Origin of the sequence: Streptomyces sp. NBC_00016, assembly GCF_045040885.1 — a bacterium.
GTDB lineage: Bacteria > Actinomycetota > Actinomycetes > Streptomycetales > Streptomycetaceae > Streptomyces > Streptomyces coriariae.
In genome coordinates, this window is record NZ_CP108304.1 from 4,511,060 (window position 1) to 4,524,351 (window position 13,292).

Below are 13,292 nucleotides of genomic sequence, written 5' to 3' on the forward strand. Positions count from 1 at the left end.
CATGGGCCGGTGCGGGTCAGCCGTGACCGCCGGCCCGGACGATCCCCGTCTCGTACGCGAGGACCACGACCTGGACCCGGTCGCGCAGCCCCAGCTTGGTCAGGATCCGGCCCACGTGGGTCTTCACGGTCGCCTCGGACAGCACCAGCCGGGCCGCGATCTCCCCGTTGGACAGCCCCTGGGCGACCAGCACCATGACCTCGCGCTCCCGCTCCGTGAGGCGCTCCAGCTCCTTGTGGCGGGGCTCCTTGCCGGTGGTGGGCAGCATCGGCGCGAACCGGTCGAGCAGGCGGCGGGTGGTGGACGGGGCGACCACCGCGTCGCCGCTGTGCACGGAGCGGATGGCGGCGAGGAGCTCGCCCGGCGGCACGTCCTTGAGCATGAACCCGGAGGCACCCGCCTTCAGCCCGGAGAACGCGTACTCGTCCAGGTCGAAGGTGGTCAGGATCAGCACCTTGGGCGGTTCGGCCTCGGCGCAGATGCGCCGGGTGGCCTCCACGCCGTCCAGCTTCGGCATACGGACGTCCATGAGCACGACGTCGACCGCCGTGGAACGCACCACCTGGAGGGCCTCGACGCCGTCGCCCGCCTCCGCCACGACCTCCATGTCCGGCTGGGCGGCGAGCACCATCCGGAACCCGGTGCGCAGCAGCACCTGGTCGTCGACGAGCATCACGCGGATCGTCATCGAGTCCTCTTCCGTTTCTTCTGTCTCTTTTGTTTCTTCAGTTTTCGTCGGCCGGTGCGCGTGCGTCGGGGGGCGTGACAGGTGTCACCAGGGGCGCGCGTCGGCTTCAGTGCGCGGGTTTGAGCGGGAGCAGGGCGCTGATGCGGAATCCTCCGCCGGGCCGCGGGCCCGCGTCCAGGGTTCCGCCCACCATGCCGACGCGCTCGCGCATGCCGATCAGGCCGTGACCCGCGCCGTCGGCGCCGCCCTCCTCGTACAGCTCGTGCGGGGCGCCCTTGCCGTCGTCCTCGACGAGCAGGCCGAGACCGTCGTCGAAGTAGACCAGGCGCACGCTCGCGCCGGTGTTGGGCCCCCCGTGCTTGCGCGTGTTGGTCAGCGCCTCCTGCACGATCCGGTAGGCCGTCAGCTCGACCCCGCTGGGCAGCGGCCGCGGCGTGCCCTCGACCTTGAAGTCCACCGGCAGGCCCGAGCCGCGGCACTGCTCGACGAGGTCCTCGATCTGCTCGACGTCGGGCTGCGGCACGTACTCGCCGCCCTCCTGGTGCTCACCGGTGCGCAGTACGCCCAGCAGGCGGCGCATCTCGGCGAGGGCCTGGCGACCCGTGGAGGAGATCGTCTCCAGGGCCTTCTTCGCCTGGTCGGGTGCGGCGTCGAGGACATAGGCGGCACCGTCGGCCTGCACCACCATCACCGACACGTTGTGCGCGACGACGTCGTGCAGCTCCCGCGCGATACGGGCGCGCTCGGCGGCGACCGCGACCTTCGCCTGCGCCTCGCGCTCCTTCTCCAGGCGGGCCGCGCGCTCCTCCAGCTGCGCGAAGTACGCGCGACGGGTGCGAATGGAGTCGCCCAGCACCCAGGCGAGGGCGAACGGCACCGTCTGGAAGACGATGACCGCGACCTGGCCCGGCACGCTCGCGTTCTCGTGCGGCCAGCGCACCTGCGCCAGGGTGGCCGCGCTCAGCGCCATGACCAGTGCGAGGCGGGAGGCCCAGCGGGCGCCGGTCGCGGCGACCGTGTAGACGATCACCAGCAGGGAGAAGTCGGCCGCCGTGACCCCGACGTTCAGCACCAGCTGAGCCAGTCCGAGCGCCGCGGCGAGCACGAGCATCTGCTCGGGCATACGCCGACGCAAGGCGATGACCAGGCACAACAGGAACACGACCGGCACCAGCAGCGCCATGGAGTCGGTGCCGCCGCGGTCCTGGCCCGCGGTGCCGGCAGCCGCGGAGATCCCGAACAGGACGAGGGCCCAGAAGCCGTCAACCCCGGTCGGGTGTCTGCGGAGGAAGTCATAGAGGCGCTGCACGTAACCCAGCGTAGGGAAGCCCGATGCGTGCAGGGGTCAACCGGAGGGCCGATCCGGTCCGGGCGCGCGTACTCCGCAAGGTGGATGCCGTGATCACCTGTACGCCTAGTCTGACCGGGTGGTGGACAAGGCGACGAGCTCGGGCGGGTGGCGCGGCTGGCGGGCGGCGACGCAGGCGGCGCTGTACGGCGTGGACGGAACGGGCGGCTTCTACCGGCGCTCCGAGGGCCCGGCCGGACACTTCCGTACGTCCGTGCACGCGTCGCCGCTGTTCGCCGCTGCCGTGGCCCGGCTGCTGTGCCGGGTCGACGAGGCGCTGGGCCGGCCCTCGTCGCTCGACTTCGTCGACATGGCCGCCGGGCGGGGCGAACTGGTCACCGGAGTGCTGGCCGCGCTCCCCGCCGAGGTGGCGGCACGCACACGCGCGTACGCCGTCGAACTCGCCGACCGCCCCGCGGGCCTCGCTCACCGGATCGAGTGGCTCCCCGAGCCTCCACGGCAGCTCACCGGGCTGCTGTTCGCCAACGAGTGGCTGGACAACGTGCCCGTCGAGGTCGCGGAGGTCGACTCCGCGGGCGTGGCACGGCTGGTGCTCGTCCGGGACGCCGGGGCCGAGCGGCTCGGCGAGCGGGTGTCCGGCGCGGAGGCGGAGTGGCTCGCTCGGTGGTGGCCGACGGCGGGCGAGGAGGGGCTGCGCGCGGAGATCGGGCTGCCCCGGGACACGGCCTGGGCGTCCGCCGTCTCGTGCCTCGATGCCGGGCTCGCGGTGGCGGTGGACTACGCGCACACGGCGGACGCGCGCCCCCCGTTCGGAACGCTCACCGGCTTCCGGGAGGGGCGCGAGACGGCACCCGTGCCGGACGGTTCCTGCGACATCACGGCCCACGTCGCGCTGGACGCGTGCGCGGAGGCGGGAGCGGCGGCGGCGAAGGGCGCGGCGCGGGCTGCCGTCGGCGCGCGCCTGCTCGCACAACGCGCCGCACTGCGCGCCCTGGGCATCGCCGGCGCGCGCCCCCCGCTGGCGCTGGCGTCCACGGACCCCTCCGCGTACGTGCGCGCCCTCGCGAGCGCCGGAGAGGCCGCGGAGCTCCTCGCGCCGGGCGGACTGGGCGACTTCGGATGGCTGCTCCAGCCGGTCGGGATTCCCCACCCGCTCGGCCCGGAAGCCGAAACCGGCTGACCGCCCGCGGCATGCGCCGGCCGCCGCCCGGCCTACTTGTCGATGTCCCCCACCACGAAGAACATCGACCCGAGGATCGCCACCATGTCCGAGACGAGCGTGCCCGGCAGCAGTTCGGTGAGCGCCTGGATGTTGTTGTACGAAGCCGAGCGGAGCTTCAGCCGGTACGGGGTCTTCTCGCCCTTGCTGACGAGGTAGTAGCCGTTGATGCCGAGGGGGTTCTCGGTCCACGCGTACGTGTGCCCCTCGGGCGCCTTGAGGACCTTCGGCAGCCGCTGGTTGATCGGACCGGGCGGCAGCTCCGCGAGACGGTCCAGACAGGCGTCAGCAAGGTCGAGCGCGTTGTACGTCTGCTCCAGGAGGCACTCGAAGCGCGCGAGACAGTCGCCCTCCGTCCGGGTCACCACCTTGAGGGTGTCCCGCAGCTCCCCGTACGCGAGATAGGGCTCGTCCCGGCGCAGGTCGAAGTCGACACCCGAGGCGCGCGCGATCGGCCCGCTCACGCCGTACGCGTGCACGTACTCCGGCGCGAGCGTTCCCACGTCCCGCGTGCGCCCCCGGAAGATCTCGTTGCCGACCACCAGATCGTCGAAGACGTCCATGCGCGAGCGCACGGCGGCGACGGCGCCACGCGCGCGTGCGGCCCATCCGGCCGGCAGGTCCTCCTTGAGGCCGCCGACGCGGTTGAACATGTAGTGCATGCGCCCGCCGGAGACCTCCTCCATCACGTTCTGGAGCACTTCGCGCTCGCGGAACGAGTAGAAGACCGGGGTGATGCCGCCCAGCTCCAGGGGGTAGGACCCCAGGAACATCAGGTGGTTCAGCACCCGGTTCAGCTCGGCGAGCAGGGTACGGGTCCACACCGCGCGCGGGGGGACCTCCATGCCGAGCATCCGCTCCACCGCGAGGACCACGCCCAGCTCGTTCGAGAACGCCGACAGCCAGTCGTGGCGGTTGGCCAGCATGATGATCTGGCGGTAGTCGCGTGCCTCGAACAGCTTCTCCGCGCCGCGGTGCATATAGCCGATCACCGGCTCCGCCTGCCGGATGCGTTCGCCGTCCAGGACGAGCCGCAGCCGCAGCACACCGTGCGTGGAGGGATGCTGGGGGCCGATGTTGAGCACCATGTCGGTGCTCTCCGCGGCACCGCCGATCCCGACCGTGGTCTCCGTCGTAGGAGTCATGGGCACAGTCTCCCCTACGTGCTCCGCTCCGTACGCTGACGGTATGGAAACGGGGAGCCAGGGTGGCACGGGGACGACGGCGGCCGGACCGGAGTGGATCGGACTGCCGCCGGGACTCTTGCGGATGCGGCGGCTGCTGCTGGTGGTGTGGCTGGGGCTGGCGGCCGTCGGCGCCGGACTGCTGCTCGGGCTGCTCGTCGGCCCGGCGTGGGCCGCGTTCGCGCTGCTGCCCCTGGCCGGCATCGGATGGGGCTGGGTGCTGCTCGGCCGCAACTGGCACTCCTGGCGGTACGCCGAGCGGGCCGACGACCTGCTGATCAGTCGGGGCGTGCTGTGGCGGGAGGAGACCGTCGTGCCGTACGGGCGCATGCAGCTCGTCGAGGTCACCTCCGGGCCCGTCGAACGGCACTTCGGCCTGGCCAGCGTCCAGCTGCACACCGCGGCCGCCGCGACCGACGCGACCATCCCGGGCCTGGACCCGGCCGAGGCGGAACGGCTGCGCGACCGGCTCACCCAACTCGGCGAGGCCCGATCGGCGGGGCTGTGACGACCCCGGGCGTCGAGGACGGCGTACCCGATGTACCCGACGTACCCGACGTACCCGCCACAGCGGACACCGCGAACACTGCGGACACCCCGGAGACAGCGGGAACAGCGGGGGCAGCGGGGACAGCGGGGACAGCGGGAAGACCGGACCCTCCCGGCACCCACCCGGAACGGCCCGTCACCGAGCGCCGGCTGCACCCCGTCACACCGTTCCGGCGGGCGTGGGCGCCGATCGCGGTCCTCGTCGGGTGGGCCGTGCACGACCCCAACCAGGCGCAGGAGCAGCTGACCCGGCTGACCACCACGACGCTGCTGATCGCGCTCGCCGTCCTCGTCCCCGCGGCTTCCCTCTACGGCTTTCTGACCTGGTGGTTCACCCATTTCTCGGTGACCGACAGCGAACTGCGCATCCGGACCGGCCTGCTGTTCCGGCGCGCCGCGCACATCCGGCTGGAGCGCATCCAGGCGATCGACGTCAGTCAGCCGCTGCTCGCGCGGATCGCGGGCGTCGCGAAGCTCCGGCTCGACGTGGTCGGCGCCGAGAAGAAGGACGAACTGGCCTTCCTCGGCGAGGAGGAGGCCCGGGTCCTGCGGGCGGAGCTGCTCGCGCGGGCGGCGGGTTTCGCGCCGGAGACGGCGCACGAGGTGGGCGAGGCGCCCGCGCGCGAGCTGCTGCGCGTACCGCCGCGCGAGCTCGCGATCGCGCTGGTGCTGACCGGCGCGACCTGGGGCGCGCTGGTCGCCGCGCTCGTCGTGCCGCCGGTGCTGTGGCTGGCCACCCACAGCGTGTGGACGGTCCTCGCGACCGGCGTGCCGCTGCTCGGCGCGGCGGGCGCGAGCAGCGTGGGGCGGTTCGTCGGCGAGTACGACTGGACGGTCGGCGAGTCGCCGGACGGGCTGCGGATCGACCATGGGCTGCTGGACCGTACGCACGAGACGGTGCCGCCCGGGCGGGTGCAGACCGTACGGATCGTGCAGCCCCTGCTGTGGCGGCGGCGCGGGTGGGTCCGGGTCGAACTCGACGTGGCCGGCTCGGCCAACTCCGTACTCGTGCCGGTCGCCCCGCGCGAGGCCGCGGAGGCCGTCGTCGCGCGCGTACTGCCCGGGGTGAGCGTCCCGGCCGGGACCTCGCTGTCGCGGCCACCGCGACGGGCCGGGCGGTGTGTTCCGCTGTGGTGGCGGGGCTACGGGATCGCCGTCACGGACGCGGTGTTCGCCACCCGGCACGGACTGCTGCGCCGCAGCCTGGCGCTCGTCCCGCACGCCAAGGTGCAGAGCGTGCGACTGGCACAAGGGCCCTGGCAGCGCCTCTGGCGGCTCGCGGACGTCCATGTGGACACGGGAGCCGACAAGACCGTCACAGCCCGGCTGCGGGACGCACAGGAGGCCGCGGAGCTGCTTCGGAGCCAGGCCGAACGGTCACGGACCGGGCGCCTGGACGCCCGGTCCGACCGGTGGATGGCCTAGGACACCTCAGGAGACGGCGCTGCGCAGTCCCTGAAGGTCGATGTGCTCCGTCTCGTCGTGGGCGGTCAGGTCGATCACCTGACCCACACCGCGCGCCGCCTCGTCCAGCGGCTTGAACTCCGCCTCGGACTCGGCCTTGTGCAGGGCGAGGGCCTCCTGGCCGACGACATCGGCCAGGTCCTCGTTCTGCACCGCCTCCAGGGCGCAGGGCGCCGACGCGCCCTTCGTACCGAAGAAGTCGAAGCCTCCCTCGGCCGTCGGACGCCGTGCGGGCTGTGCGGCCGGTACGACGGCCACGGCGGTCGGCACGGCGAAGTGGCCGGAGGGGCGGCGCTGCACGGCGCCGGCGGGGCGGGGGACGAGCGCACCGGCCCCGGTGGCGGACGGGGCGGAGGCTCCGGTGGGGGAGCTGGTGGGGGCGGAGTGCACCGGCGGCGCGGGCCGCGCGGGCTCCGCGTGGTTCAGGCGCTCGCCGACCACGGCCGTTTCCGAAGCCACCGGCTCCGGGGCGTTCTCCTCCGCGTCGTCCGCGTCCGCGGCGGCGGGGGCCTGGTCACCCGGGGCCTGATCGCCCGGGGCCTGGTCCTCCGCACTCTCGTCGTCCGCGCTCCGGTCGTCCGAGACCGTGTCGGCCTCGGCAGCCGTGTGGGGGGCGGCCGCGCGCGCGTGCTCGTCGACCGCCTCGGGCTTCCCCTGTGCTTCGTCCTCCTGCGCGGCCTCCGCGTCGCCGCCGGCGACTGGGGCGCCGACGTCCGCGGAAGTCGCCCGCGCGGGCTCCTCCTCGGCGTGGTCCTCGATCTTCGTGGCCTTGACGCCGTCGGTGTCGAACCGTGCCAGCGCCGCCTGGGCCCGCAGGAACAGCTTGGACCCCTCGGGCGAGAACACCGCCGAATCCGTCGGCTCCTCCTCGGTATCCGCGCTCTCCTCGGTGTCCCCGGCCTCCCCGGTCTCCCCGACCGGCTCGGCGGTGGCATCGCCGGACTCGCCGGACTCGGCGGAGTCGGCGGAGTCGGCGGAGTCGCCAGAATCGGCAGCGTCGGCAGCGTCGTCGAACGCGGCCTCCTCGGCCGACTCCTCGGCTCCGGCCGACGCCTCGACGGCATCCGTGCCTTCGGTGTCCCCGGAGTCCTCGGTGTCGTCGACGTCCTCGGCCTCCCGCGTGACGACCGCGCCGGCCGGCTCCGCGTCCTGCGCCGCGCGCGCGGCGGGCAGCGCGGGCGTGGGCGCCGCTTCTATCTCGAGCAGCCGGCGGCCCTCCAGGGCGCTGGCCCGCTCGGTCTCTGCCGTGGCATAGCGGCGCAGCAGCGCGGCGTGCTCGTTGCGCAGGCCCGCCAGTTCGGTGCGCTTGGACCGCAGGCGCTGCTCCAGCTTGACGCGCAGCTCACGTGATTCGTCGAGGTCGCTCTCCAGTTCGGCGACCCGTTCCTCGTAGCGCCACTCGTCGCCGGCACGCGCGCGTGCCAGGTCGGCGACCTGTTTGCCGGCCTGCATGTCCCAGCGGCGCATCACGTACGCGCCGAGGATCGCCGTCGCCGCGGCGGCCGCGGCCAGACCACGGAGCGCCATCGGCTCCGTGAACACCCAGGGGCCGAGGGCGCAGACAAGGGAGACGCCTGCGATTGCCGAGGGAGGCAGCAGCCTGTGCAAAGGCGGGGAATGGCGGTGACGTCCACGTGGCATGGCCAGAAACTTACCGCGCGTAGGCGAATGTTGGCGCCCCGCCCCGCAAAAACACGGCCATACCGAAGTCTTCACAGGGCATCAGGAAACAACGCGGTCACGGAATTCGACAAGAAGCAAGATCATTTCCTGCCGGGGCGCCCCGAACAGCCCTCATGAACCCCGGCCGAGCCACCCGGCACCCCCGGCCTTCGACGACCGTCAGACCCCTCTTCGCCGACCGCCAGACCCCTCTTCGCCGCCCGTCAGACGCCTCCTCGGCACCCGTCAGACGCCTCCTCGGCGCCGTCAGCCTTCTCCTCGACGACCGCCGCCCCCTGCTCGACGCCCGCCACCCCGCCCCGGCATTCGACGCCCGTCGCCCTGCCTTCGGCATTCGGCATTCGGCGCCCGCCGCCCGGCCCCGCCGTCGGGCGCCGCTCACCGGTCGCTCAACCGCCCGCTGATCCACTCGAGCGTCGGCGGGATCTCCCGCCGCCAGGTGTTGAAGTTGTGCCCGCCGCTTTCCAGGATGATCGACGAGATCCTGGTCGTGCCCGTGGCCTTCGCCAGCGCTATGAACTTCTGTGTGGCCTTGAAGTTGGATTCTCCGACCTTGCTGCTGGTGACGAGCAACGAGGTGTCGGGAGCGGAACGATTCTTCAGAAACCAGTGCAGATCCGCCTCGTTGCGCAGGGTCGCGTTCCCGTGGAACAGGTCACCCGTGGTCGGATCGCTCGGCGCCTTGTAGTACGCCGACAGGCCCGCGCCCGCCCCGTAGACCTCCGGGTGGTGCATCGCCAGCTTCAGCGCGCAGTAGCCGCCCGTGGAGTCGCCGATGATGCCCCAACTGCCGGGCTTCCTGGCCACCCGGTAGTGGGCCGTCACGGCGTCCGGCAGGTCCTTGGCGAAGAACGACTCGGTCTGCGGGCCGCCCGGGATGTCCACGCACTCGGTGTCCCGCGGCGGCGCCACCGTCGGCCTCATCATCACCAGGATCATCGGCTGCATGCGCCCGTCCTTGGCGAGCTGCCGCGCGGTACGCGGGTAGTGCAGCTTGTCCACCAGCGCCTCCGCCGTTCCGGGGTAGCCCGTGAGGACGACGGCCGCGGGGAACGTACGCGTGCGGTACTGCGGGTCGAAGTACTCCGGCGGCAGGTACACGTACGCCGGCGTGGCTATGTGTGTCGTACGTCCGTTGACGGCGACCTTCTGGATCTGTCCTCCGTACTGCGGACGCGGACTGCCGCCGCCGTCCACGCGCCGGGTGTCGACCACCCGCAACGGCCCCGCCGGGGCGCCGCCCGCCGCGTGGTCGACGACCACGCCCTGGTCCGTCTCCCGGCCGAACAGATCCGCCCAACTGGCGTAGAAGCCGAACGCCTGGTTGGCGGTCAGCCCCACCGAGACGAACAGCGCCAACTGGGTGGCGAGCAGCAGCCCGACCCGCCCGCTGACGGCCCGCCAGCCGGTTCGGGCAAGGCGCGGCCACAGCCATACCGTGCCGACGAACAGCAGTAAGGCGAACAGCACTGACAGCAGCAGCGTTTTGTCGCTCGTGAGCCCCATGCGGTGGTTTCCTGCCTGCTCTCCGTCCGGGATCACGCCCGCTCCCCCGACTCCTTCGCGAGGGCTTGTCCCGAACTTTCCTTCGCCTTTTCAGTGGCTTTGAGAAGACGAGTGAACCTCTCTCCTCAAGACACCGTCCTAGAGGGCGCAATGTCGCCGGATGCCCGAATCGGGCCCGGGTCCAAGGTCTCTCGCGGAACTACGGGATGCGATGTCTGTCACTCAAGATGGGGAAATGTCGGGCGGGGTTCCGCACCGATCAAGCCGGGTGCGGCAGATAGTGCGAGGTCCGCGCCCCGAGTCCGTCCCTGCCCTGGTCGCCCGCGCCTGTGCCCTCGTGGGCCTGCTGGATGTCGCCGGAGGCGTCTTCCCGCGGTTCAGGCACAGCCGTATGCACACCTTCGCCGAGGTGCTGCCCGGCTCGTTCGGGCCGTTCGCGGCGGCGCTGTCGCTCAGCGCCGGCGTCCTGCTGCTGCTGCTCGCCCACGGCCTCAAGCGCGGCAAGCGGCGCGCGTGGCGCGCGGCGGTGGTGCTGCTCCCGGCGGGCGCGGTGGCCCAGTTCGTGTACCGGCACTCGATCGTGGGTGCGCTCATCTCGGTCGCGCTCCTGGCTCCGCTGCTGCTGCACCGCGACCAGTTCGCGGCACTGCCCGACCCGCGCAGCCGCTGGCGCGCGCTCGCCAACTTCGTCCTCATGGGCGCCGGTTCCCTCGGTCTGGGTCTGATCATCGTCAGCGTCCACCCGCGGCGCCTGATCGGCGACCCGAGCCTGGCCGATCGCATTACGCACGTCCTGTACGGCCTCTTCGGCTTCGAGGGCCCGGTCGACTACCAGGGCAACACCTCCTGGACCGTCGCCTTCTCCCTGGGCGCCCTCGGCTGGATCACCGCGGTCACCACGATCTACCTCGCCTTCCGCCCCGAGCACCCGGCCGCCCGCCTCACGGAGGAGGACGAGGAGCGCCTGCGTGCCCTGCTGGACAAGCACGGCCGCCGCGACTCCCTGGGCCACTTCGCGCTGCGCCGCGACAAGGCCGTGGTCTTCTCGCCCAGCGGCAAGGCGGCGGTGACCTACCGCGTCGTCTCCGGCGTGATGCTCGCCAGCGGCGACCCCATCGGCGACGTCGAGGCCTGGCCCGGCGCCATCGAACGCTTCATGGACGAGGCCAAGGCCCACTCCTGGACGCCCGCCGTCATGGGCTGCTCGGAGACGGGCGGCGAGGTATGGACCCGTGAGACCGGCCTCGACGCGCTCGAGCTGGGTGACGAGGCGGTGGTGGACGTAGCGGATTTCTCCCTGGCCGGCCGCGCGATGCGCAACGTGCGCCAAATGGTCAAACGCATCGAACGCGCCGGTTACGAGACCCGGGTACGGCGCGTCCGTGACCTCGGCGAGGCCGAACTGGAGCGCATCCGGCGGGCCTCCGAGGACTGGCGCGGCACCGACACCGAGCGCGGCTTCTCGATGGCCCTGGGCCGCGTCGGCGACGCCGCCGACGGAGACTGCCTCATCGCCACCGCGCACAAGGCCGACGAGGTCCCCGGCGAGTACGGCGACCTGAAGGCGATCCTGCACTTCGTGCCCTGGGGCCCGGACGGCGCCTCCCTGGACCTGATGCGCCGCGACCGCTCGGCCGACCCGGGCATGAACGAACTCCTGATCGTCGCCGCTCTCCAGGCCGCCCCGAAGTTCGGCATCGCGCGCGTGTCGCTGAACTTCGCCATGTTCCGCGCGGCGCTGGCGCGCGGCGAGAAGATCGGCGCGGGGCCGGTCCTGCGGGCCTGGCGCGGGCTGCTGGTGTTCCTGTCCCGCTGGTTCCAGATCGAGTCGCTGTACAAGTTCAACGCCAAGTTCCAGCCGCGCTGGGAGCCCCGCTTCGTCGTCTACCGGGCCTCCGGCGACCTTCCCCGCATCGGCTTCGCCGCCATGCAGGCCGAAGGCTTCGTCAGTCTCGCCCTCCCGCTGCCGCGTTTCCTGCGCCGCCGCTCCACAGCGGCACGCGTGTGTACGCACGCGGTGGCGGAGAGAGACGTACGCGCGGCGTAGGCGCGGCGATGCCGGCCCGGCGGGCATCGGGCCCGCGCCACGAGACCGGCCCCGGTGGCGCCCTCTCCCTGCTCCGGGGCTTCCACCCGGACCGCACCGCGGCACCGCCCCCCGCTGGGCCTACGCTGAACGCATGAGCAAGCAGAGCGGACGCGGGCGCGTCGTCGGCCTTCCGGAATGGGACCGCTGCGCGGTCATGGGAGTCGTCAACGTGACCCCCGACTCCTTCTCCGACGGCGGCCGCTGGTTCGACACGACGGCCGCCGTCAAGCACGGCCTCCAGCTCGTCGCCGAGGGCGCGGACCTCGTGGACGTCGGCGGCGAGTCCACTCGCCCCGGCGCCAGCCGGGTCGACGAGACCGAGGAGCTCCGCCGGGTCATCCCCGTGGTGCGAGGTCTCGCCTCCGAGGGTGTCGTCGTCTCCGTCGACACGATGCGCGCCTCCGTCGCCGCCCAGGCCCTCGCGGCCGGTGCCGCCCTCGTCAACGACGTCAGCGGCGGCCTCGCCGACCCGGCGATGATCCCGGCCGTCGCGGACACGGGCGCCCCCTTCGTCGTCATGCACTGGCGCGGCTTCCTCGAGGGCGGCAACGTCAGAGGCGTCTACACCGATGTCGTCGCCGAGGTCGTGGACGAACTCCACGCGCGTGTGGAGGCCGTCCTGGCGGGCGGCGTCTCCCCCGACCGCATCGTCGTCGACCCGGGTCTCGGCTTCTCCAAGGAGGCCGATCAGGACCTCTCCCTGCTGGCCCACCTCGACCGGCTGCACGCCCTCGGTCACCCGCTGCTCGTCGCGGCCTCCCGCAAGCGGTTCCTCGGCCGTGTCCTGGCCGGCCCGGAGGGCGCGCCGCCGCCCGCACGCGAGCGGGACGCCGCCACCGCCGCCGTCTCGGCCCTCGCGGCGGAGGCGGGCGCCTGGGCGGTCCGCGTGCACGAGGTGCGGGCGACGGCGGACGCGGTACGGGTCGCCCGTGCCGTGGAGGGGGCGCGCGAGGAAGGCAGCGCGCCCGGCGCGGGCGCACCGCGCCCGGCGCACACCGCCACAGGCGAACCCGCGCCCCCGGCGGCACAGCGCGGCGGGCACGGTCCGAGCGGCGCAGAAGGAGTCCGGTGAGCGCCCCCCACACCGACGTCGAGCAGGTCGAGGCCGCCAACACCGCCTTCTACGAGGCACTGGAGCAAGGCGACTTCGACGGGGTGTCCGCGCTCTGGCTCACCCCGGCCGACCTGGGCGTGGACGAGACCTACCACGACCCGGCGGACGTCGGCGTGATCTCCTGCGTGCACCCGGGCTGGCCCGTGCTCACCGGCCGGGGCGACGTGCTGCGGTCGTACGCGCTGATCATGGCGAACACCGACTACATCCAGTTCTTCCTCACCGACGTGCATGTCTCCGTCACCGGCGACACGGCGCTGGTGAACTGCACCGAGAACATCCTCAGCGGCGGCCCGGCACCGGAGGACGGCGAGGAACTCGGGCCGCTCGTCGGCCAGCTGGTGGTCGCCACGAACGTGTTCCGCCGCACCTCCGACGGATGGAAGCTGTGGTCGCACCACGCCTCCCCGGTGCTGACGGAGAACGACGAAGCCGACGGTCCCGAAGAGCCCGAGAGTGACGAGAACCCCTCCTGAGCGGGTAGGCG

General features: G+C 72.7%; 12 protein-coding genes. 6 read left to right on the top strand and 6 right to left on the bottom strand.

The window, feature by feature from the left end; genetic code table 11:
• Window positions 1-16: 16 nt before the first annotated feature.
• The gene (locus OG933_RS19960; protein ID WP_020132489.1) at window positions 17-688 is read right to left on the bottom strand and encodes a response regulator transcription factor; all 672 of its coding nucleotides are present in this window, start codon (window positions 686-688) and stop codon (window positions 17-19) included.
• Window positions 689-794: 106 nt separating this feature from the next.
• A complete protein-coding gene (locus OG933_RS19965) occupies window positions 795-1,997 on the bottom strand; it encodes a sensor histidine kinase (protein ID WP_020132490.1) in 1,203 nt (400 codons plus the stop codon).
• Between the two features lie 118 nt (window positions 1,998-2,115).
• Between OG933_RS19965 and OG933_RS19970 the strand changes: the two genes are divergently transcribed.
• The gene (locus OG933_RS19970) at window positions 2,116-3,177 is read left to right on the top strand and encodes an SAM-dependent methyltransferase (protein WP_405628141.1); all 1,062 of its coding nucleotides are present in this window, start codon (window positions 2,116-2,118) and stop codon (window positions 3,175-3,177) included.
• A 32-nt stretch (window positions 3,178-3,209) separates the two neighbouring features.
• Here OG933_RS19970 and OG933_RS19975 read toward each other — a convergent pair whose 3' ends face one another.
• Complete coding sequence (locus OG933_RS19975) at window positions 3,210-4,361, bottom strand: NADH-quinone oxidoreductase subunit D (RefSeq protein ID WP_020132492.1); 1,152 nt, start codon at window positions 4,359-4,361, stop codon at window positions 3,210-3,212.
• A gap of 43 nt (window positions 4,362-4,404) precedes the next feature.
• Here OG933_RS19975 and OG933_RS19980 point away from each other — a divergent pair, with 43 nt between their 5' ends.
• Both OG933_RS19980 and OG933_RS19985 read left to right on the top strand, forming a co-directional pair.
• Entirely contained in the window at window positions 4,405-4,908 is a 504-nt protein-coding gene (locus OG933_RS19980; RefSeq protein WP_362522476.1) for a PH domain-containing protein, read from the top strand.
• Window positions 4,909-5,099: 191 nt separating this feature from the next.
• Window positions 5,100-6,374, top strand: coding sequence for a PH domain-containing protein (locus OG933_RS19985; protein ID WP_362275971.1), 1,275 nt, complete (start codon window positions 5,100-5,102; stop codon window positions 6,372-6,374).
• Window positions 6,375-6,380: 6 nt separating this feature from the next.
• Here the strand turns inward: OG933_RS19985 and OG933_RS19990 are convergent, their stop codons facing one another.
• The 3 genes from OG933_RS19990 to OG933_RS20000 form a co-directional block, all read right to left on the bottom strand.
• Entirely contained in the window at window positions 6,381-8,054 is a 1,674-nt protein-coding gene (locus OG933_RS19990; protein WP_405628144.1) for a hypothetical protein, read from the bottom strand.
• 420 nt (window positions 8,055-8,474) lie between these two features.
• Window positions 8,475-9,602, bottom strand: a complete 1,128-nt coding sequence (locus OG933_RS19995) for an alpha/beta hydrolase-fold protein (RefSeq protein ID WP_362522474.1) — start codon at window positions 9,600-9,602, stop codon at window positions 8,475-8,477.
• Between the two features lie 259 nt (window positions 9,603-9,861).
• Window positions 9,862-9,987: a hypothetical protein gene (locus OG933_RS20000; protein ID WP_282438183.1), complete on the bottom strand. Its 126-nt coding sequence runs from the start codon at window positions 9,985-9,987 to the stop codon at window positions 9,862-9,864.
• Between OG933_RS20000 and OG933_RS20005 the strand changes: the two genes are divergently transcribed.
• The 3 genes from OG933_RS20005 (at window position 9,940) to OG933_RS20015 (ending at window position 13,281) form a co-directional block, all read left to right on the top strand.
• Window positions 9,940-11,649, top strand: a complete 1,710-nt coding sequence (locus OG933_RS20005; protein WP_405633446.1) for a phosphatidylglycerol lysyltransferase domain-containing protein — start codon at window positions 9,940-9,942, stop codon at window positions 11,647-11,649. The two genes, OG933_RS20000 and OG933_RS20005, sit on opposite strands and share 48 nt — an antisense overlap.
• A 133-nt stretch (window positions 11,650-11,782) precedes the next feature.
• Window positions 11,783-12,763, top strand: coding sequence for a dihydropteroate synthase (folP, locus tag OG933_RS20010; RefSeq protein ID WP_405628146.1), 981 nt, complete (start codon window positions 11,783-11,785; stop codon window positions 12,761-12,763).
• The gene (locus OG933_RS20015) at window positions 12,760-13,281 is read left to right on the top strand and encodes a nuclear transport factor 2 family protein (RefSeq protein WP_267019062.1); all 522 of its coding nucleotides are present in this window, start codon (window positions 12,760-12,762) and stop codon (window positions 13,279-13,281) included. The genes folP and OG933_RS20015 overlap by 4 nt, the downstream gene beginning before the upstream one ends.
• Window positions 13,282-13,292: the final 11 nt, after the last annotated feature.

Excerpts from the sequence above, each read along its gene's own strand:
- OG933_RS19960 (WP_020132489.1), bottom strand. The coding sequence starts at position 688 with ATGACGATCCGCGTGATGCTCGTCGACGACCAGGTGCTGCTGCGCACC.
- OG933_RS19995 (WP_362522474.1), bottom strand. The coding sequence starts at position 9,602 with ATGGGGCTCACGAGCGACAAAACGCTGCTGCTGTCAGTGCTGTTCGCC.
- OG933_RS19975 (WP_020132492.1), bottom strand. The coding sequence starts at position 4,361 with ATGACTCCTACGACGGAGACCACGGTCGGGATCGGCGGTGCCGCGGAG.
- OG933_RS19980 (WP_362522476.1), top strand. The coding sequence starts at position 4,405 with ATGGAAACGGGGAGCCAGGGTGGCACGGGGACGACGGCGGCCGGACCG.
- OG933_RS19990 (WP_405628144.1), bottom strand. The coding sequence starts at position 8,054 with ATGCCACGTGGACGTCACCGCCATTCCCCGCCTTTGCACAGGCTGCTG.
- folP (WP_405628146.1), top strand. The coding sequence starts at position 11,783 with ATGAGCAAGCAGAGCGGACGCGGGCGCGTCGTCGGCCTTCCGGAATGG.